Consider the following 18,772-nt stretch of genomic DNA (forward strand, 5'->3'; position numbering starts at 1 on the left):
CTTGGTCGATCATCGGATCTCGACTTTGGTAGCTGGTCGTGGTGCCCGTCGGCTGCCTAGCATGGGGCCGTGACCAGCCTCGCCGTCCCGGAGCACCCCTGGCTGCTGCCCGGGGCGCTGGCCGGCGCGGTCAGCCCGGACGCGGCGACCCGGCGGCCGCGCCGCACCACCCGTGACTGGGCGGTCGACACCCTGGCCTTCCTGGTCTCCCTGCTCTGGGTGCTGTTCGTCACCGCGGACGCCCTGTCGCCGGATCCGGCGATGGCGATCCCACTGCCGTACGACTGGATGACCGGCGTTGACGCGTTGATGGGTCTGGTCTGTTGCGGGCTGCTCTGGCTGCGCCGACGGTGGCCGCTCGGGCTGTTGGTGGCCACGACACCGCTGACCCTGTTTGCGCTGGCCGCCGCCATTCCGCTGCTGATCTTCTACTTCACAGTGGTGGTGCATCGACGGACGGCCGTCGCGATCGCGGTCACCGGTGCCGGCCTTCTCACGAACCTGGTCTTCAGCTGGGTGCGTCCGGATCCGCACATGTCGTACTGGGAGACCGCGTCCTGGGGTGTGGTGATCAGCTTCGCCGTGCTGGCCTGGGGGATGTTCGTCCGGGCCCGCCGGCAGTTGATCGTGTCGTTGCGGGAGCGGGCCGAGCGGGCCGAGGCGGAGCAGCAACTGCGGGTCACCCAGGCTCGCCACCTCGAACGCACCCGGATCGCCCGGGAGATGCACGACGTGCTGGCCCACCGGATCTCGCTGCTCAGCCTGCACGCGGGTGCGCTGGAGTTCCGTCCGGACGCACCGGCCGACGAGGTGGCCCGGGCCGCCGGGGTGATCCGGGGCAGCGCGCACGCCGCCCTCCAGGACCTGCGGGAGGTGATCGGTGTGCTCCGGGCCGAGGACGATGGTGCCGGCGACGCCCCGGAGCCGCCGCAGCCCACCCTCGCCGACCTGCCTTCCCTGATCGCCGAGTCGCGGTCGGCCGGGGTGCGGGTGAACGTCAGCGACAGCGTCGCCAGCCCGGGGGAGGTGCCGGCGGCGCTGGGCCGGGCCGCGTACCGGATCGTGCAGGAGGGGCTGACCAACGCCCGCAAGCACGCTGCCGGCGCGGCCGTCACCGTGGACGTGGCTGGCGGGCCGGGCGCCGGGCTGACAGTGGCGATCGGCAACCGGTGGCCGGTCGGGTCGCCGGCCGGCGGCACACTGCCGGGTGCCGGCACCGGCCTGGTCGGCATCAGCGAACGGGTCACCCTGGCCGGCGGGCGGCTCGCCTACGGTCGGGACGACAGCGGTGACTTCCGGCTGGCCGCCTGGCTGCCGTGGCCGGCGTGACCAGCCCTGCCGGCGCAGCCGGGCCGTCGGGCGCGGGCGGGTCGGCCGGCGTGGGCGCGCCGCCGGTACGCGTGCTGATCGTGGACGACGACGCCTTGGTCCGGGCCGGGCTCTCGATGATCCTCGGCGGTCTGCCGGACCTGGCCGTGGTCGGCGAGGCGGCCGACGGTGGCGAGGTGCCGGCTGCCGTCGCCGCGTACGCCCCGGACGTGGTGCTGATGGACATCCGGATGCCACGGGTCGACGGGCTGACCGCCACCGAGGCGCTGCGTGCCCAACCGCATCCGCCGGAGGTGCTGGTGCTGACCACCTTCGACGCCGACGAACAGGTGCTGCGGGCGCTCCGCGCCGGGGCGGCCGGTTTCCTGCTCAAGGACACCCCACCGGCGGAGATCGTGCGCGCCGTACGCCGGGTGGCGGCGGGTGAGGCGACGCTCTCGCCGACTGTGACCCGGACGTTGATCGCCCACGTGACCGCCGCCGCCCCCGGCCCGGTCGGCCCGGACCCGCGCCGCGAACGGGCGCTGCGGCTGCTCACCGGGCTCAGCGAGCGGGAGCGGCAGGTGGCTGTCGCGCTGGGGCGGGGCCACACCAACGCGGAGATCGCGGGGGAGTTGTTCATGAGCGTGGCGACGGTGAAGGCGTACGTCTCCCGGCTGCTGACCCGACTGGAGCTGAACAACCGGGTCCAGGTGGCGCTGCTCGTGCACGACGCCGGCCTCGTCTGACGAGCGGTTTCACACGCGCCGAATGATCGGGCACACCAACATGGATGAGGTTACACTCATTTTTGGTTGTTCCATCGTTGGTTGTGTCAGGAGTGGTCGTGGACGGCTTTGTCGGGCGGGACCGTGAACTCGATCTCCTGGGCAGCATGCTCTCTCGGGTGCGACGGGGTGGCCGTGCCGGTCGGCCTGGGCGGGCCCTGCTCATGCGCGGTCGCCGGCGGGTAGGCAAGTCCCGACTGGTCGAGGAGTTCGTGGAGCGGGCCGAGGTGCCGTACCTCTTCTTCACCGCCTCCGCGCAGCCGACCGTCGCAGCCGAGCTCGCCCTCTTCGTGGAGGAGGCGGCCGCCTCGACGCTGCCGGGTGCGCAGATTCTTCGGGAGCAGCAACCACAGACCTGGGACGCCGCGCTGACCCTGCTCGCCGCCGCGCTGCCGTCCGACCGGCCGAGCGTCGTCGTCCTGGACGAGATGCCGTACCTCATCGCTGGCGACCCGGGCTTCGAGGGAACGCTGCAGAAGGTCTTCGATCGCGAGTTGTCCCGACGGCCGGTCCTGCTGATCTGCGTCGGATCGGACCTGGCCATGATGGAAGCGCTCAACGACTACGGCCGGCCGTTCCACCAGCGAGCCACGGAAATGGTCATTCCGCCGCTGAGCCCGGCCGACGTCAGCGACATGCTCGGCCTGTCCGCCGCCGACGCGTTCGACGCCTACCTGGTGTCCGGCGGATTGCCGCTGATCCTCGACGAGTGGCCGACCGGTGCATCCGTCCACGAGTACCTGACCGACGCGGTACGGGATCCGACCTCTGCCCTGCTGGTGAGCGGCGAGCGGGCGCTGGCGGCGGAGTTCCCGCCCCAGTCCCAGGCGGGTCTGGTGCTGCGTGCCATCGGCTCCGGTGAGCGGACCTTCTCGCTGATCTCCCGCGCGGCAGGGGATCTTCCGCAGGCGTCCCTCAACCGCGCCCTGCGCCTGCTGACCCAGAAGCGGGCAGTGGAGGTCACCGTTCCGCTGTCGACCAAGCCGTCGCGGGAGACCCGCTACGCGGTGGCCGATCCGTACCTGCGCTTCTGGTTGTCGTTTCTCGGGCCACACCTCTCCGAGATCGAGCGGGGGCGTGGCGACCTGACCCTGGACCGGATCGACCGGTCGTGGACGTCCTGGCGGGGGCGGGCCATCGAACCTGTCGTCCGGGAGGCGCTGCGCCGGCTGCCCGGTGACCATCTGCCGGCGGAGGCGGCGACGATCGGCGGCTACTGGACCCGGACCAACGACCCGGAGATCGATATCGTCGGCGCCGACCGTGCGCCAGTCGCTCAGAGGATCAGCTTCGTGGGATCGGTCAAGTGGCAGGAGAGCCGACCCTTTGACGCGCATGACCTGGGCCGGCTGCTCCTGCACCGCTCTCTGCTGCCCGGCGCCGACGAGTCGGTGCCAGTCGTTGCCGTGTCGCGCAGTGGCACCGCCGTGGACGGCATCCGGGTGCTGTCGGCGGAGGATCTGCTTACCGCGTACCGGAATTGAACTTTCGTCCGGTGTCCGCCGTACCCATGGCCGAGGATGTCGGTGCGGTAGGTCCGCCGTACCGCTGCCGAACTGCGGGAGGCCTGCCGTGCGAGTTGGTGAGCAGTCGACGGATCCCATCGATCAGGTACTGGGTGAGGTGCCAATGCCGGCACCATTGACCCCGGAGGATGTGCGGCTCGCGGTCCGGGCGGTGGTAGTGCACACAGCCGAGGAGTGGCCCACCGGGCCGCTGTGCCGCAACGACGGCGCTTCCTACCCGTGCCGGCTGCACCGCTGGGGGCGTCGGGTGTTGGAGACACACGGGCTCAACGAGCGGCAGATCGAGGCGTTGATCCGGCATGGCAATCCGTTCGTGCACGTGCCGTTCCCGTTCACGGCGACCGGGCCGTCGCGGCAACAGGCCGCGCGGGTCGTCCCCCAGGGGATACGGCCCACCGCTGCTGGCCGGCCGGTGACTCCCCCCGTCACCGCGCCGCGCTGGCCCCGGGCGAGCTGAGCGCGCTACCCCTCCGCCCATCCGACCCGGGGCGACACGACGTCGGCCCGGCGCGAAGATTCCCCCTCCGCGTCGGGCCGACGTCGCTCTGAGCGGGTGGGCTCAGTTGCCGACCCCGCAGTCCGGGGCGGACCAGTTCGTCGTGTTCGAGCTGTCGTCGCTGTTGTTCTCCCGACGCGAGTCGACGTGCACGTGGTCGTCGTGGTCGGGGTAGCCCGGCCCGTAGATTCCACTGAAGCCGTTGTTGCGGGCGCCGCGGGCGACCTGGCACAGCGAGGACGTCCGTGAGGTCACGTCGGCCGCGTTGCCGTACAGGTGCTGGCTGTCGGACGCGCCGCCGACCTGGTTGTTGCAGGCGCGATTGCGGAAACCGCTCGACACGTGGAGCGGCTTGTCACCGAGGCTCTTGCGCAGCGCCTCCAGCTTCCACATGGTGCGCAGCGCGTTCTGCTTGGTCTGGTTGGCCGACAGCGGGCCGCCGCTCCACCCGCTTCCGCCGCACCCGTTGTCCAACTCGCCATAGGTGAAGTGCGCGGGTGTGCAGTCGTTGTCCTGGAGTTGGTACAGCTTCGCGAAGGTCTGTGGGCCGGCGATGCCGTCGGCGCGCAGCCCGTACGCCTGCTGGAACCGCTTGACCGCGGCGGCGGTCTTCGGCCCGTAGCGGCCGTCGTTCTCCACGATGTCCCGGTAGCCGGCCCACCCGGCGACCCGGATCTGCAACTGGCGGACGTCGTCGCCGGAGCGCCCCTGGCTCAGGGTGCGGTTCCAGGTGTAACAGCCGTCCGCGTACGCCGCCGGTGCGGCGATCACCGTGGCGATTGCGGCCCCGGGCAGTGCCAGGGCGAATGCGACGGCGACCCGCTTCAAGGTGTTTACGCGCACAGAAGTCCTCCCGATAGGAGAGCGAATGGGGTGGCTTCGGGACATCGACCGAGAAGTCCCGTGATTTCCACCCTCGCACTGATCAGTGCCGTTGGAGGTGGTTAACGAGAATCGTGCTCACAATCCGCTGTACCTGGGTATTGGCTGGGAATTAGGCTGATTTGCGAAACAGCCATTTCCGGCCGATCGCCCCTCCTGCGGAAAAGGGCACCGAACGTCGCAATCTGCCACACGGAGGGTGATGTTCCCGGGGTGATGGCTGCCGGTAACGTCAGCCCCGGGGCTGCGGACTGGCGGAGGTGCGCGTGGCACGCGGTGGCGTCTTCTGTGTCGAGGGTCAGTGGCACCGTGACCTCAACGAGCGGGGCTCGGTGCTGCCCACGCTGGAGTTGCTGGAGCGGCTGGGCAAGATCCGGTTCATCCACAAGGACGCGGCCACCCGTGACGAGTTGTTCTACTTCCTGGACCGTTGGCTGCTCAAGCAGTACGCCGACCACCGGGTCGGCTTCTTCGCCATGCACGGTGAGCCGAGCCGGCTCTGCCTCACCGACTGGCAGTCGGTGGAGTTGAACGAGGTGGCCGAGCTGATGGCCGGCCGCGCGGAGGGGCGGCGACTCTATTTCGGTAGCTGCTCGGTGCTGCGCGCCTCGGACGCGGTGCTGCGCGAGTTCCTGGAGGTCACCGGAGCCGCTCTGATCTGCGGGTTCACCCGGGAGGTCGACTGGGTCGAATCGGCGGCCTTCGAAACAGTGCTCCTCGACGTGCTCGCCAACGGCCAGCGACACAATGCCGCCGAGCTGCGGATGGGCTCCGCCCACTGGGCGCCCCTCGCGTCGTACCTCGGTTTTCGGGTGATCTACGCCAACGGTCGGGCCTGGCGTCCGTCCGGCCGTCCCCGGGTGCCCACCCAGGCGGTGCACCGCGACGCGGCCCGACCCCGCTGACCCGCCGCCGCCGTTGCGCCCGCACCCTGGTAGGAACGGGGAATGGCACGCAGCATCGCAAGGAACACCCGGGTCGACCGGGATGGCCTGCTCGACTTCCTCCGGCCGCGACACCGCGTCGTGCTGATGACCACCCGGGCCGATGGGCGACCGCAGTCCTCGCCGGTCTCCGCCGGGGTCGACGGGCAGGGGCGGCTGGTCATCTCCACCTACCCCGAGCGGGCCAAGGTGAGCAACCTCCGCCGCGACCCCAGGGTCTCGGCCTGCGTGCTCAGCGACGACTGGAACGGCCCCTGGGTGCAGATCGACGGCACCGCCGAGGTGCTCGACCTGCCCGAGGCACTGGAGCCGTTGGTCGAATACTTCCGCAGCATCTCCGGTGAGCACCCGGACTGGGACGACTACCGGGCGGCGATGGAGCGTCAGGGCAAGTCGCTGATCAGGGTGACCATCGACGCCTGGGGTCCGATCGCCACCGGTGGCTTCCCGGCCCGCCTCGCCGACTGACCGTTCCTTCGCCGGGCATTCCGTCGATCTTGCAGTTTCTGTCCCGACAAACGACTCATCAGGGTCATCTAGACAACACAATGTGCAAGATCGACAGGGCTGGGGTGGGGTCCGTCAGCGCCTCCGGCGGGGTCAGTCGACCAGGGCGGCGTAGACGAGCTGGCGTAGTTGGGAGCGGAGCGGGTAGGTGCTCGACGGCATCAGCTGCGTGAACAGCAGCGCGGTGATCTCCTCGGCCGGGTCGACCCAGAACGCGGTGCTGGCCACCCCGCCCCAGTAGTACTCGCCGACGCTGCTGGGCACCCGGCTGGGGATCGGGTCGTCGACCACCGCGAAGCCGAGGCCGAAGCCGATCCCGTCCAGGGTGGTCTCGGCGAAGCCGCCGGTGGACAGGGTGCCCAGGTCCTGACCGCCGGGCAGGTGGTTGCGGGTCATGAACCGCACAGTGCGCGGCCCGAGCAGCCGGACGCCGTCGAGCTCGCCGCCGCGCAGCAGCAACTGGGTGAACCGGTGGTAGTCGGCGGCGCTGGAGATCAGGCCGCCACCGCCGGAGAGCAGCGCCGGCTTGCTGAACGCGAGGGCCCCGAGGCTGTCGTAGCGGACGGCCCGGCCGCTGCGCGGTTCCGGTACGTAGAGCGCGGCCAGCCGGTCGGCCTCGTCGCCCTCCACCCACCAGCGGGTGTCGGTCATGCCCAGTGGGCCGAAGATCCGGTCGGCGAAGAACGCGTCGAGGCTCTGCCCGGAGATCACCTCGACGAGTCGGCCCAGCACGTCGGTGGCAACGGAGTAGCCCCACGCCGAGCCGGGCTGAAACAGCAGCGGCAGCTCGCCGAAGGCCGCGCAGGCGCCGGCCAGGTCGACGTCCGCCGGCGGGTACAGGTCGTAGCCGGCGGCCCGGTAGAGCCCGTCGACCACCGAGGTCTGCATGAAGCCGTACGTCAGGCCGGCCGTGTGGGTGAGCAGGTGCCAGACCCGGATCGGCTCGACCGCCGGCACCGTGTACGGCTTGAGCGCCGACCCCTTGGAGTAGACCCGCAGGTCGGCGAACTCGGGCAGCCAGCGGCTGATCTCGTCGGTCAGCTCGAACCAGCCCTCCTCCCACAGCATCATCGCCGCGACCGAGGTGACCGGCTTGGTCATCGAGTAGATCCGCCACAGGGTGTCGGCCTCGACAGGTGCGCCCGACTCCCGGTCGCGCAGCCCGTACGTCGAGGAGTGCGCCACCTCGCCGCGACGGGTGACCACCACCTGCCAGCCGGCCAGCCGGCCGTCGTCGACGTACCGGCCGAAGTGCTCGTCGATCCGCGCCAGCCGCGCCCTGTCGAAACCGATCTGATCCGGGTCCTTGCTCCGAGCCACACTCACGCCGCCGAACGTACTCGCCGGTACACCGACACCGGAAGGGGGCCGGCGTCGGCCCGCCGGCCGTCGGCTGTCGGCGGTGCCCACTAGCCTGGCCGGATGCCGGAGTTGACCGAGGACGTGACCTTCCGCAACGAGGACTGGTACGGCGAGGAGCTGACCGACCGGCACTTCGTGGGTTGTGAGTTCTTCGGGGTGGACCTGACCGAGGCGGTGAGCAGAGGCGCGGTCTTCACCGGATGCACGTTCGGCAACGTGGCGTTCAACGCCTCCCGGCATGTCGACTCCGCCTTCACCCGTTGCGTCTTTCGGCGGTGCAACTTCTTCGAGGCCGAGTTCACCGGCTGCAAGCTGGTCGGCAGCACCTTCAGCGAGTGCGATCTGCGTCCGTTGACGGTGGACGGCGGTGACTGGTCCTTCGTCGCGTTACCCGGTGCCGACCTGCGTGGCGTCCGGCTGACCGGGGTGCGCATGCGCGAGGTGGACCTCACCAGGGCCAACCTCACCGGTGCTACGGTCACCGGTGTCGATCTTTCCGGGGCGCAGCTCACAAACGTCCGGCTCGGTGGCGCCGACCTGCGGGGCAGCGATCTCACAGCGCTGGACCCGACGGTCGTCGAACGGGCCGGTGCCGTGATCGACGTCGAGCAGGCAGTGGTCGTCGCACAACTGCTCGGCTTCCGGATCGGCTGACCCGAAAGGGGCTGGTGGTCTGCCCAACTGCCCGTCCGGGCGGCCGGGTTGTCCGACAGCGTCCCATTGTGGGCTGGACACGTCCGGCAGTCCGGATCTAGCGTGTCGTCCACGCCCGGGTAAACGTGAAACTGCCCACAGTGGATGGTGTGGTCCTCGGCGGTCCAAAACGGCCGGGCGGCGGAGTTGGAGGGGTCGGTGGCGGACGAAGACCGCACGCGGGCTGGTTCGAGGGCTGGCGACGCGCCGCCGAAGCACCGTCCGCGTGCCATTACCGCCGGGAAGACCCGCAGCGTGTTGCGCCGTGCCCGACAGCGGCGGCGCTGGGCGGTCGAAGGAGCCGCCGTCCTCGTCTGCCTTGTGGTGTTGATCTCGTATCTCGCCACCCGGTCCGGTCCGGCGCCGGACGACGACCAGGCGGGTCCGGGCGGCGTGCCCGCCCGTCCCTCCGGTGTTCCGGCCGCCGACGGGCGCACCGGCGAGGCGGGGCCGGCGACGCCCGGTCTGCGTCCGCGCCAGCGCCCACCCTCGCCGGACCCGACGCCGTCGGCCAGCACGCCCGCCCCGCCGCCGCCGAAGCCCGGTTCGCCGGCGTTGACAGTGAGCCGCGGCGAGATGCCGGCCATCGTCGACCTCACCGCCGTTGGCGCCCGTGACTGGGTGCACTGGGGGGAGCGCGGCGGCAGGTCGATGAACCGCAAGCGTTCCGGCTCCGGCGAGATCATCGACGGGGGTGGTCCAGGCCGGCGGGTCGGTTGGGACGGCAACCAGGAGTACGTGCGCTGGGCCGACGGCACGCCGGAGCGGTCGACGAACGGCAGTTCCAACGGCGTCTACGCCTGCGGTGCCGGGAACGGGTTCAGCCTCGCCGTCGCCGGCAGTGGTGAGCCGCGCACGGTCCAGCTCTACGGTGGCATCTGGATGGCTCGGGGGCGACTGGAAGCGCGGCTGTCCACCGGCGGGCCCGCCAGCATCGCCCGACTGGAAGACCCCTACACCAGTCAGAGCGCCCAGTTCACCATCCGCTTCACGGTGCCGAAGGGTGCCCGGCTGCTGCTGAACTGGACCGTCGAGAAGGTCTTCACGCCGCACTGCGGCAACGTCGGCCTCCAGGCCGTGACGGTGCGTTGACTGACTGACTGATCGCTGTGCGTCCGGACAGCGGGACAGTTTGTCCGTCGCAGACTGTCGAATGCGTCGTAACTTTCTGCTGTCCCCATCCGACCATCCAGTGTGGAGGCAGCGGAGATGAGTAGCAGCACCGTCCACCGCGACCGTCGTGCCGCTTCGTCCGGCACCGGTGAAACGCCCGGGGAGGTTCTTCGCGACATCCCCCTGCCGCCGTACGTGACGGGCGAGGACACCCAGTTCGCCGTACGGGCGGTGGTGGTGCACGCCCCCCGGCTGTGGTCCGGGGGTGTGGTGTGCCGTAACGATGCCAGCCCGCACCCGTGCCGCCTGCACCGCTGGGGCACCCGGGTGCTGGCGCTGCGCGGGCTGCGGGCCGCTGAGATCGCCGCGCTCATCGAACGTGGTGACCCGACGGCGGTGGTCCCCCCACCGGACCGTCCGGCCTGAGCGTTCGCCGGGCCGGGAGGCGTGATCGCGCCTCCCGGCCGTCGCTCAGCAGGTGATCGGTTTGACCCAGGAACACTCGACGCCCTCCGGGGTGCGCGGTGTCTCCGGCACCGCCGGCGGGGCGACCCGTGCCGTCGACGCACCACCCTCGCGGAAGCCGGCCAGCGCCACGGCGATCTGGTCCTCGAGCGACTTCACTGACGCCGTGAGGTAGTTGTTCAACAGGATGGAGAACGCCAGCAGTCGACCATCTGCGCTGGTGACGTAGCCGGAGAGCCCGGAGACACCGGTAAGGCTGCCGGTCTTGGCGTGCACGTTGCCCGCGGCCGGCGTGTCGGCCATCCGGCTGCGCAGGGTGCCGCCGACGAACCGTTCGGGCTGACCGGCGATCGGCAGCGCCGCGTACCAGGTCGCGAACCACGGTTCGGCGCGGACGGCGCTCAGCAGGTCGACGAATTCCGCCGCCGGGACCAGGTTGCGCCGGGACAATCCTGAGCCGTCACGCTGGCGCAGTCTCCCGGTGTCCATTCCGGTGTCGGCGACGTACTCGCTGATCGCGGTGAGCCCGGCCGTCCAGGTGCCCGAGCCGGAGAGCACGCGACCGATCTCCTTGGTCAACACCTCGGCGTGCCCGTTGTTGGACAGCTTCAAGAATGGCGTCATCAACTCGCCCAGACTCATCGAGTCGTGGCGCGCCACCGGGTCGGCCGTCTCCGGGGTGGGCTGGCCGAGCACGGTCCGGCCGAGCACCCGGACGCCGTGTCGGTGCAGCGCCGCCCGGAACACGTCGGCCGCGTAGCCGGTGGGTTCCCAGACGGTGACCCAGTCGCTCGCGGGCTCGTCGCCGACGGCGATCTGACCGGTCACCACTACGGTGTTGCCGCCGTGCTCGCGCTCGATCGAGATCGAGGTCTCGCCGTCGCTGACCGTCTGGGCGCGGTTGTCGACGCGGACGTACCCGGTGGCGGGGGTGGTGGTGACCACCGGCGGGGCGCCGGCCCGGCCCGCCGGTGCGGCGTGCACGATCACCGTGCCCGCGTCGTAGTCGGTGTCCGGGGCGATGGTCAGCGCGGAGACCTGCGCGGCGTAGTAGTAGGGCTCGTCGTCCCAGGTCCAGTCGGGGCCGAGGCGGGTTCGGTCGTAGCGGGTGTCGTCGGCGACCAGGTTTCCGGTAACCACCCGCACGCCGTCGGCGGCGACCTGGGCGGCGAGCGCGTCGTAGTCGGCGGCGAGCATCGTCGGGTCGCCCCCGCCACGCAGGTAGAGGTTGCCGGAGAGCAGGCCCGCACGGCGTTTGCCGCTGGCCCGTACGTCGGTGCTGAACCGGTGACCCGGGCCGAGCAGCTCAAGGGCGGCCGTCGAGGTCAGCAGCTTGGTGTTGGACGCCGGAACCAGCCGGCGGTCACCGTTGCGGTCGTAGAGCGTCTGTCCCGTGCTGGTGTCGACCACCACCACCGACGCCTGCGCGCCAGCCAACCGGGTGTCGGCGAGGATCGTGTCGATGGTGGCACGCAGCTGGGTCGTCGCGGGGGTGGGCGATTCGGCCGTGGCGCCGGGCGCGGCGGCGGTGGCCGCTGTGGCTACCAGCGCGAGCAGCGCGAGGGCCCGGGGAAAGTGACGGCGATGCATCCGCTGATGCTGTCACGGAGATATTCGCCGGAGAAGGCCCTCAAGCGAAAGATATTGCCGTCTGGGCTACTTCGGCCCGCCGACCGTCTTCTCGTGGCCACCCCAGTAGTGCCGCTGCGCCCCCATCACCAGCGGTGCGACCAGCGCGGCGAGCGCCCCACCGAGCAGCGGGAAGACGATGAACACCCAGAGCTGCCGTAGCGCGACGCCGCCCTCGAACACCGCCGGGCCGAACGCGCGGGCCGGGTTGACCGCAGCGCCGGTCAGCGTCACGCCCACCAGTTGGGTCACGGCCAGGGCCAACCCGATGGCCAGCCCGGCGGTGCCCGGATTCTCGCTCCGGCTCGTCACCACCAGCACGACCAACACGAAGAGGAAGGTCAGCACGACCTCCAGCACCGCCGCGCCGCCCCGGTTGATGTGCGCGCCGTAACCGTTCGTGCCCAGGGCCCCGGTCTGGTCCGCCACGTCACCCCATCGGGTCAGCGCCCAGAGCACGAAGCCCGCGACGGTCGCGCCGACGAACTGTGCGATCCAGTACGCCACCGCCCCGAGCACCGAGATCTTGCCGGAGAGCAGCACACCGAGCGTCACCGCCGGGTTGACGTGGCTACCGGAGAGTGGGCCGATCGTGTAGACGAGGGCCACCATCACGAATCCGAAGGCCAGCGCCACCACCACCACGCCGCCCTGGACCCGTGCGGCGACCGCGCTGCCCACCCCGAAGAACACCAGCAGCAGGGTGCCGAGGAACTCGGCCGCGTACCGACGGAAGTCGCTCATTCACTCAGCGTAGGTGCAGGTCAGGTGGCCGAAGCCGGAATGGCCGTCTGTGATCGGCGCGACGGTCGAGGACGGGCACAGCGGTGACGTCCGGCGCGTTGTAGCCCACGTGGACACCCACTCCGCGGACATCGTGGTGATCGGCGCCGGGCAGGCCGGCCTGAGCGCCGGCTATCACCTGCACCGCACCGGCTTCGCGCCCGGCAGCGGCTTTGTCATCCTCGACGCCGACAACGGGCCCGGCGGCGCCTGGCAGCACCGCTGGCCGACGCTGGTCTTCGACCGGGTGCACGGCTTCCACGACCTGCCCGGGCTGCCGCTCCCGCCCACCGAGCCGCATCGCCCGGCCTCCGAGCAGGTCAGCGCCTACTTCGCCGCGTACGAGAGGGCCTTCGACCTGCCGGTGCGGCGGCCGGTGCGGGTCCGGGGGGTGCACTCCCGCCCGGACGGACGACTGGACGTGCACACCGGCCGGGGTACCTGGACCGCCCGAGCCCTGATCAACGCCACCGGCACCTGGACGCGACCGTTCTGGCCGCACTACCCGGGCCGGTCGACGTTCCGAGGACGCCAGCTGCACACCGCCGACTACCGGGGGCCCGCCGATTTCACCGGCCTGCGCGTGGTGGTGGTCGGTGGCGGCACCTCGGCCGTGCAACTGCTCGGCGAGGTCTCCACCGTCGCGGCGGGCACCACCTGGGTGACCCGCCGGCCGCCGGCGTTCAACGACGAGGAGTTCGGCCAGGAGCTCGGTCGCGCCGCCGTAGCCCGGGTGGACCAGGCGGTACGGGCCGGCCGACCGCCGGGCAGTGTGGTGGGCGTGACCGGGCTGCCGGTCACCCCGGAGGTGCGCCGACTGCGCGAGCGTGGCGTCCTCGACCGGCTACCCATGTTCGACCGGATCACGCCCGACGGGGTGGCCTGGACGGACGGGAGGTTCGAGCCAGCCGACGTGATCCTGTGGTGCACCGGCTTCCGGGCGGCCATCGACCATCTCGCCCCGCTGGGGCTGCGCGCGCCCGGTGGCGGTATCACGATGGACGGCACCCGGGTGGTCGCCGACGCGCGGGTTCACCTGGTCGGGTACGGCCCCTCGGCCAGCACGATCGGTGCCAACCGGGCCGGCCGAGCGGCGGTCAACGAGATTCGCGCCTGGCTGGCGCCGGCCGCCGTTCTCCACTGACCTGGCTCTATTTGACGGATGGTCAGCCAGCGGGCACGGTGGGAGTGACGGGGCCGTCAGCTGCCCCGATTCGATGCGACGGCGACGACCGTTCGCCCCTCTGTCGCCTCCCACGTGTGCGCTCGTACGCGGGCCGACTGTCCGGTCCGCGCGGTATCCGACCGCGAGCCCGAGAATCCACGAGGAGTTCCATCAATGCTCACCATGACCGATAACGCCGTGCTCGTCATCCGTGACCTCGCCAATCAACAGGACGTCGCCCAGGACGGCGGTGTGCGTATCGCCGCCGACACCGAGGCGGGCTCGCTCACCGTCGAGCTCGTGCCCGAGCCGGCACAGGGCGATCGGGTGGTCGACAACCAGGGCGCCCGGATCTTCCTGGACGAGGACGCCGCCGAGCTGCTCGGCGACGCGTCGGTGGACGCCACGGTCGACGACGAGGGCATCATCCAGTTCGGCTTCACCGAGAAGCAGTAGACCCGACCTCAGCGCAGCGATCGTCCCCGCTGCGGTGGACCCTGCCCGGGGTGCCACCGCGGCGCGCCGTCGCCGGCCGGGTGCAACAGCGTGCCGAGCACGTGGGCCAGGTGGTGCGAGGTGCTCCACGCCGCCCAGTTGGCGGTCGAGCCGGCCCCGGCGCCCCGGCGGGCCCGGCGCAGCAGCTCATGGTCACCCCAGGAGAAGGCCGCTCCGCTGGTCGGCCAGTGTGGTGCCGACACCAGCGTGCGACACAGGTCGGCGAACCGGTCGTCGCCCCGGCCGCCGCGTCGCGCCCAGCGGTAGACCCACCAGCTGCCGTCGTCGGTGTATCGCACTGTCGGCAACCGGTCGCCACTGTCACCGGTGCCCGGCCCGGCCGGGTGGACGCCGTAGTCGCCGTAGTCGACCCCGGCGTCGGCAAGTCGTCGCCACAGTTGCCAGTCCCAACGGTCCAACTGGACCGGCTCGTCGGTGGGCAACCGGGACAGCGTCGGCGGCATACCGCCTGCCGCCACCGTCACCGACCGCCAGGCGTGTCGACGTGCCCAGTCCAGCAGGTGGCGTACCCGAGGCTCGGCGGTCCGCACGTCCGCCGGGCAGCAGACGTCCCCCGCGTCCACCAGCAGGTCGCACTCCTCCGGGGCGAGGCCGGTGAACCGCCAGATCCGTTCCACAGCTGTGGTGCTCGCGTCCGGCCCGGCCCGGTCCCGGCCGGCCCGCAGCCGGATTAGCGCGCGCCGGCCGTACGCCCGCGCCGCCGCGCCGTGCGCTACCAGCCGGTGGTCGCTCTCGGAGAGCCCGATCACCGGCACCACCGGTACGCCCCAACGGGTCAGCTCCGCCTCGGGGATGTCGGGCAGTGCGCTGACGTCGATGGCGGCCAGCAGCCCGGACGGCAACCGGCGAACGTCGTCCATCGTGGACCGACCGATCGCGCCGATCTCCAGGATCGGGGCGACCAGTGCGGTGTACGCGGGATCGAGGTGGCTCAGGGCCTCAAGCTCGCCTCGTCGGTTGGCGAGGATGGGGCGGTAGACCGGTGCCGCCGCCCGGCCCCCGTGGGCGGGCACCATACTTCAATCTAGCCAGGCATCCGGACATGCCCCAGGAATGTAAGCCGGAATTCGGCTGCTCGACTGTCGGTTCGGCGACTACCATCCACCGATGCCCACGCCGATTTACCGTTACCAATCCGACGAAGAGGACAGCGGGCGGTGGACCGGTTTCCCGTTCCGCGACGGCGACATCGTGATCAGCACCCGGTCCAAGAGTGGCACCACCTGGATGCAGATGATCTGTGCGCTCCTGGTGCTTCGTACCCCGGAGTTGCCGGCCCCGCTGACAGTGCTGTCGCCGTGGCTGGACTGGTTGGGCGAGCCGCAGGCCACTGTGTACGACCGGCTGGCCGCCCAGCCACACCGGCGGTTCATCAAGACGCACACCCCGCTGGACGGGGTGCCGCTCGACCCTCGTGCGCACTACGTGGTGGTGGCCCGGCACCCGCTGGACATGGCGGTCTCCCTCTACCACCAGGGCGCCAACCTGGACCGGGCGCGCATCGCCGAGCTGACCGGCCAACCCGCCCCGGCCGGGCCACCCGGAGAACGGCCTGGAGTACGGGAGTGGTTGCTGAGCTGGGTCGACCGGGAGGTGGACCCGCACACCGAGTTGGATTCGCTGCCCGGGGTGCTGATGCACCTGAGTGACGCGTGGGCCCGCCGGCACGAGCCGAACGTCGAGCTGGTGCACTACGACGACCTGCTGGCCGATCTGGGCGGTGAGATGCGCCGGCTCGCCGGCAGGTGGGAACTCCCGAGCCCGGGGCCGGGGTTGGTGGAGGCGGCCACCTTCGGTCGCATGCGGGAGCGCGCCGACCGGCTCGCGCCGGACACGCTCGGCGTGCTGCGTGACCGGCAGGCGTTCTTCCGCCGAGGCGCCTCAGGCCAGGGACGTGACCTGCTGGACGAGGCCGGCCTCGCTCGCTACCAACAACGGGTCACCGCGCTGGCCCCGCCCGACCTGCTCACCTGGCTGCACCGCTAGGCCCCCAGGCACACAAGAGCGCGCGGCGCCGCTCCGCGATCGGAACGTCGCCGCGCTCTGGCCGTCTCCCACCACCGCAGCCGTTCGGCGGTACGTCGGCGGGGACCTGGCTCGACCGGCCGTTCGCGCCGGTCCGCTTCTCGATCCCCGGTCCGCGCGTATCCAAACCCGCCCAGCGTGGGGAATTCCACCATTCGCGGGTCCCGGCGTGGCGCGCCGCCGGACGGGGTATGAGCGTGGACATGGAGCATTTCACTATCGCGACTGTCGCCGAGAAGAGCCCGGATTTCCGGCGCGTGCTGTGGACCGGTGAGCACACCCAGCTGGTCATCATGACCATCCCCGCCGACGGGGAGATCGGCGAGGAGGTGCACGAGGACATCGACCAGATCCTCACCTTCGTGAGCGGCGTCGGCGAGGCGCGGGTCGCCGGCGCGAAGCGGAAGGTCGTCGCGGGCGACCTGGTAGTGGTGCCGGCGGGCACCAAGCACAACTTCGTCAACACCGGTCCCAACCCGCTGGTGCTGTACACGGTCTACGGGCCGCCGGAGCACGCCGACAAGGCCGTGCACAAGACCAAGGAAGAGGCCGACGCGGCCGAGGCGGCGGGCGAGGACGAGCCACCGACCGAGTGATGCGTCCGGCCTGATTCGGGCCGATGCGGGTACCCCCGGCGGGTGGAGCAGCAGCCGCCGATTTCCGACTACGGGTTCCTCTCGGACTCTCGTTCGGGCGCCCTGGTCGGCAAGGACGGCTCGATCGACTGGTGGTGCCCGCACCGGTTCGACGGGTCGTCAGTGTTCGCGCGGTTGCTCGACCCGGGAGCCGGCCACTTCCGGCTGGCACCGGTCGGGGTCGGCGGCCCGGGTCACCGGGTGGAGCGCGCGTACCTGCCGGACACGTTGGTGCTGCGGACGGTGCACCACACCCCGCACGGCAGCGTGGCGGTCACCGACGCGCTGGCCGCCGAGGTCGGCGCCCGCGCCCACGAGCTGGGCAAGAACTCACCCGCCGTGCTGATCCGGGTGGTCAAGGGACTCTCCGGGCGGGTACGGATGGCGTTGGACTTCGCGCCTCGCCCGGAGTACGGCCTGCTCACGCCGTACCTGCACGAGCAACCGGACGGCGGGGTGCTGGCCGGCGCCGGCCCGGTGGTGCTGATTTTGCGCGCCGGGGGTCTGCACCTGCGGGCCGGCGCCGACCGGGTGACCCACGAGTTCGAGGTCTCCGCCGGTCAGGTCATCGGGATGGACCTCGCGTTCGGCGAGGCGTACGGCGACCCGCCGGCCCGGGTGGACCCGCTGACCACCCTCGCCGAGACGACGGCGGCGTGGCAGGCGTTCCGGGAGACGCACGGGTACTCCGGCCGCTACCCCGAACTCGTCAAACACAGCTCGACGGTCCTGACCGGCCTCACGTACGCCCGCAGTGGCGCGGTCGCCGCCGCGTTGACCTCCTCGTTGCCGGAGCAGATCGGTGGCGACCGGAACTACGACTACCGCTACTCCTGGTTGCGGGACTTCTCGTTGACCATGCGGGCCCTCTGGGTGGCGGCCTGCCCCGACGAGACGTCCCGACTGTTCGCCTGGGCGACCCGCTCGATCGGCCGGTTCGGCGATGAGCCAGTGCCGGTGCTCTTCGGGTTGGAGGGGGAGCGCGATCTCTCCGAGCACCACTGCAACCACCTGCGCGGCTACCGCGACAGTCGACCGGTGCGGGTCGGCAACGACGCCTGGCGGCAGCGGCAGCTCGACGTGCCGGGTGAGGTGATGTCGGCGGTGTGGCGGCTGCGCGACTACCTGGGCGCGCGGTTCGAGGACGAGCTGCGGGAGATGGTGCTCGGGCTGACCGAGCAGGTGGCCGCGACGTGGCACCTGCCGGACCGGGGTATCTGGGAGACCCGCGACGAGGAGCGCCACTACGTCTCGTCCAAGGTGTCCTGCTGGTTGACGATGGACCGGGCGGTGGGGCTCGCCGACCGGCTCGGTGATCGGGCCGACCCCGGTCGCTGGGCGCGGGTACGCGACGAGATCCGCGACACGGTGTTGCGCGAGGGGTGGAACGAACGGATCGGGGCGTTCACCGGGGCGTTCGGCTCGGCGGAGCTGGACGCCTCGGTGCTCGCGCTGCCGGTAACGCACTTCCTGCCGGCCACCGACCCGCGGATGCGCTCGACGATCGCGATGGTCGAGCGTGAGCTGGGCACCGAGGACGGCCTGCTGCGGCGTTGGACGACCGACCCGGCCGGATTCCTGCTGTGCTCGTTCTGGCTGGTGGAGTGCCTGGTGATGACGGGTGAGCCGCAGCGCGCCGAGGCGCTCTTCGAGCGGGTCGTCGGGTACTCCAACGACGTGGGGCTGTTCAGCGAGCAGATCGACCTCACCACCGGCATGCAGTTGGGCAACACGCCGCAGGCGCTCTCGCACATTGGGCTGATCAACGCAGCCTGGCGGATCACCGAGCCGGAGAGCTACTGAGCTGTCGGTTCCGCCCCGGCCGGAATCCTGCAACAGACCTGCAAACGCCAGGCATTGACGCTGATGGTTGGACAGTCCTAGCCTCGAGGCATCGGGAAAGCCCTTTCCCCAGGGCTTTGATCCCGCCTCACC

General features: G+C 71.1%; 19 protein-coding genes. 14 read left to right on the forward strand and 5 right to left on the reverse strand.

The features are described from left to right. Window positions 1-69 precede the first annotated feature (69 nt). The 4 genes from AB0C19_RS14090 (at window position 70) to AB0C19_RS14105 (ending at window position 4,079) form a co-directional block, all read left to right on the forward strand. Window positions 70-1,329 carry a histidine kinase gene (locus AB0C19_RS14090; RefSeq protein ID WP_357184332.1) on the forward strand — a complete coding sequence of 420 codons (1,260 nt, stop codon included), beginning with the start codon at window positions 70-72 and terminating at the stop codon, window positions 1,327-1,329. Continuing rightward, a complete protein-coding gene (locus tag AB0C19_RS14095; RefSeq protein ID WP_357184705.1) occupies window positions 1,308-2,057 on the forward strand; it encodes a response regulator transcription factor in 750 nt (249 codons plus the stop codon). Before AB0C19_RS14090 ends, AB0C19_RS14095 begins: the two co-directional genes overlap by 22 nt. Window positions 2,058-2,155: 98 nt before the next feature. Then, complete coding sequence (locus AB0C19_RS14100; protein ID WP_357184335.1) at window positions 2,156-3,580, forward strand: DUF234 domain-containing protein; 1,425 nt, start codon at window positions 2,156-2,158, stop codon at window positions 3,578-3,580. A 145-nt stretch (window positions 3,581-3,725) separates the two neighbouring features. Further along, window positions 3,726-4,079, forward strand: a complete 354-nt coding sequence (locus tag AB0C19_RS14105) for a hypothetical protein (RefSeq protein ID WP_357184338.1) — start codon at window positions 3,726-3,728, stop codon at window positions 4,077-4,079. A 102-nt stretch (window positions 4,080-4,181) separates the two neighbouring features. Here the strand turns inward: AB0C19_RS14105 and AB0C19_RS14110 are convergent, their stop codons facing one another. After that, window positions 4,182-4,961, reverse strand: a complete 780-nt coding sequence (locus AB0C19_RS14110; RefSeq protein ID WP_357184341.1) for a D-Ala-D-Ala carboxypeptidase family metallohydrolase — start codon at window positions 4,959-4,961, stop codon at window positions 4,182-4,184. 305 nt (window positions 4,962-5,266) lie between these two features. On the opposite strand from AB0C19_RS14110, the gene AB0C19_RS14115 reads away from it, so the two are divergent. Both AB0C19_RS14115 and AB0C19_RS14120 read left to right on the forward strand, forming a co-directional pair. Further along, window positions 5,267-5,905, forward strand: coding sequence for a hypothetical protein (locus tag AB0C19_RS14115; RefSeq protein ID WP_357184344.1), 639 nt, complete (start codon window positions 5,267-5,269; stop codon window positions 5,903-5,905). 42 nt (window positions 5,906-5,947) lie between these two features. Continuing rightward, a complete protein-coding gene (locus tag AB0C19_RS14120) occupies window positions 5,948-6,412 on the forward strand; it encodes a PPOX class F420-dependent oxidoreductase (RefSeq protein WP_357184347.1) in 465 nt (154 codons plus the stop codon). Between the two features lie 132 nt (window positions 6,413-6,544). Here AB0C19_RS14120 and AB0C19_RS14125 read toward each other — a convergent pair whose 3' ends face one another. Continuing rightward, window positions 6,545-7,777: a serine hydrolase domain-containing protein gene (locus AB0C19_RS14125; protein ID WP_357184350.1), complete on the reverse strand. Its 1,233-nt coding sequence runs from the start codon at window positions 7,775-7,777 to the stop codon at window positions 6,545-6,547. A gap of 96 nt (window positions 7,778-7,873) precedes the next feature. On the opposite strand from AB0C19_RS14125, the gene AB0C19_RS14130 reads away from it, so the two are divergent. The 3 genes from AB0C19_RS14130 to AB0C19_RS14140 all read left to right on the forward strand — a co-directional run bounded on the left by AB0C19_RS14130 (window position 7,874) and on the right by AB0C19_RS14140 (window position 10,045). Continuing rightward, entirely contained in the window at window positions 7,874-8,467 is a 594-nt protein-coding gene (locus AB0C19_RS14130) for a pentapeptide repeat-containing protein (protein ID WP_112582257.1), read from the forward strand. 198 nt (window positions 8,468-8,665) lie between these two features. Continuing rightward, a complete protein-coding gene (locus AB0C19_RS14135) occupies window positions 8,666-9,598 on the forward strand; it encodes a hypothetical protein (protein ID WP_357184353.1) in 933 nt (310 codons plus the stop codon). Between the two features lie 117 nt (window positions 9,599-9,715). Next, window positions 9,716-10,045, forward strand: coding sequence for a hypothetical protein (locus AB0C19_RS14140; protein ID WP_357184356.1), 330 nt, complete (start codon window positions 9,716-9,718; stop codon window positions 10,043-10,045). A 45-nt stretch (window positions 10,046-10,090) separates the two neighbouring features. Here AB0C19_RS14140 and dacB read toward each other — a convergent pair whose 3' ends face one another. Together dacB and AB0C19_RS14150 are read right to left on the reverse strand one after the other, a co-directional pair. Beyond that, complete coding sequence (dacB, locus tag AB0C19_RS14145; protein ID WP_357184359.1) at window positions 10,091-11,674, reverse strand: D-alanyl-D-alanine carboxypeptidase/D-alanyl-D-alanine-endopeptidase; 1,584 nt, start codon at window positions 11,672-11,674, stop codon at window positions 10,091-10,093. A 66-nt stretch (window positions 11,675-11,740) separates the two neighbouring features. Next, window positions 11,741-12,457, reverse strand: coding sequence for an aquaporin (locus tag AB0C19_RS14150; protein ID WP_238683433.1), 717 nt, complete (start codon window positions 12,455-12,457; stop codon window positions 11,741-11,743). A gap of 109 nt (window positions 12,458-12,566) precedes the next feature. Here AB0C19_RS14150 and AB0C19_RS14155 point away from each other — a divergent pair, with 109 nt between their 5' ends. Together AB0C19_RS14155 and AB0C19_RS14160 are read left to right on the forward strand one after the other, a co-directional pair. Next, on the forward strand, window positions 12,567-13,640 hold the full coding sequence (locus AB0C19_RS14155) for an NAD(P)-binding domain-containing protein (protein WP_357184363.1): 1,074 nt from the start codon (window positions 12,567-12,569) through the stop codon (window positions 13,638-13,640). 195 nt (window positions 13,641-13,835) lie between these two features. Next, window positions 13,836-14,117: an adhesin gene (locus AB0C19_RS14160; RefSeq protein ID WP_179782354.1), complete on the forward strand. Its 282-nt coding sequence runs from the start codon at window positions 13,836-13,838 to the stop codon at window positions 14,115-14,117. A gap of 8 nt (window positions 14,118-14,125) precedes the next feature. On the opposite strand, the gene AB0C19_RS14165 is transcribed toward AB0C19_RS14160, so the two are convergent. Next, the gene (locus AB0C19_RS14165; protein WP_357184367.1) at window positions 14,126-15,193 is read right to left on the reverse strand and encodes a beta family protein; all 1,068 of its coding nucleotides are present in this window, start codon (window positions 15,191-15,193) and stop codon (window positions 14,126-14,128) included. Between the two features lie 91 nt (window positions 15,194-15,284). On the opposite strand from AB0C19_RS14165, the gene AB0C19_RS14170 reads away from it, so the two are divergent. The 3 genes from AB0C19_RS14170 to AB0C19_RS14180 all read left to right on the forward strand — a co-directional run bounded on the left by AB0C19_RS14170 (window position 15,285) and on the right by AB0C19_RS14180 (window position 18,640). After that, window positions 15,285-16,163, forward strand: a complete 879-nt coding sequence (locus tag AB0C19_RS14170; protein ID WP_357184370.1) for a sulfotransferase domain-containing protein — start codon at window positions 15,285-15,287, stop codon at window positions 16,161-16,163. A 242-nt stretch (window positions 16,164-16,405) separates the two neighbouring features. After that, entirely contained in the window at window positions 16,406-16,798 is a 393-nt protein-coding gene (locus AB0C19_RS14175; protein WP_091397116.1) for a cupin domain-containing protein, read from the forward strand. Window positions 16,799-16,840: 42 nt separating this feature from the next. After that, on the forward strand, window positions 16,841-18,640 hold the full coding sequence (locus AB0C19_RS14180) for a glycoside hydrolase family 15 protein (protein ID WP_357184374.1): 1,800 nt from the start codon (window positions 16,841-16,843) through the stop codon (window positions 18,638-18,640). Window positions 18,641-18,772 lie beyond the last annotated feature (132 nt).

The sequence above is a fragment of the Micromonospora sp. NPDC048842 genome, from assembly GCF_040649935.1.
GTDB lineage: Bacteria > Actinomycetota > Actinomycetes > Mycobacteriales > Micromonosporaceae > Micromonospora > Micromonospora hortensis.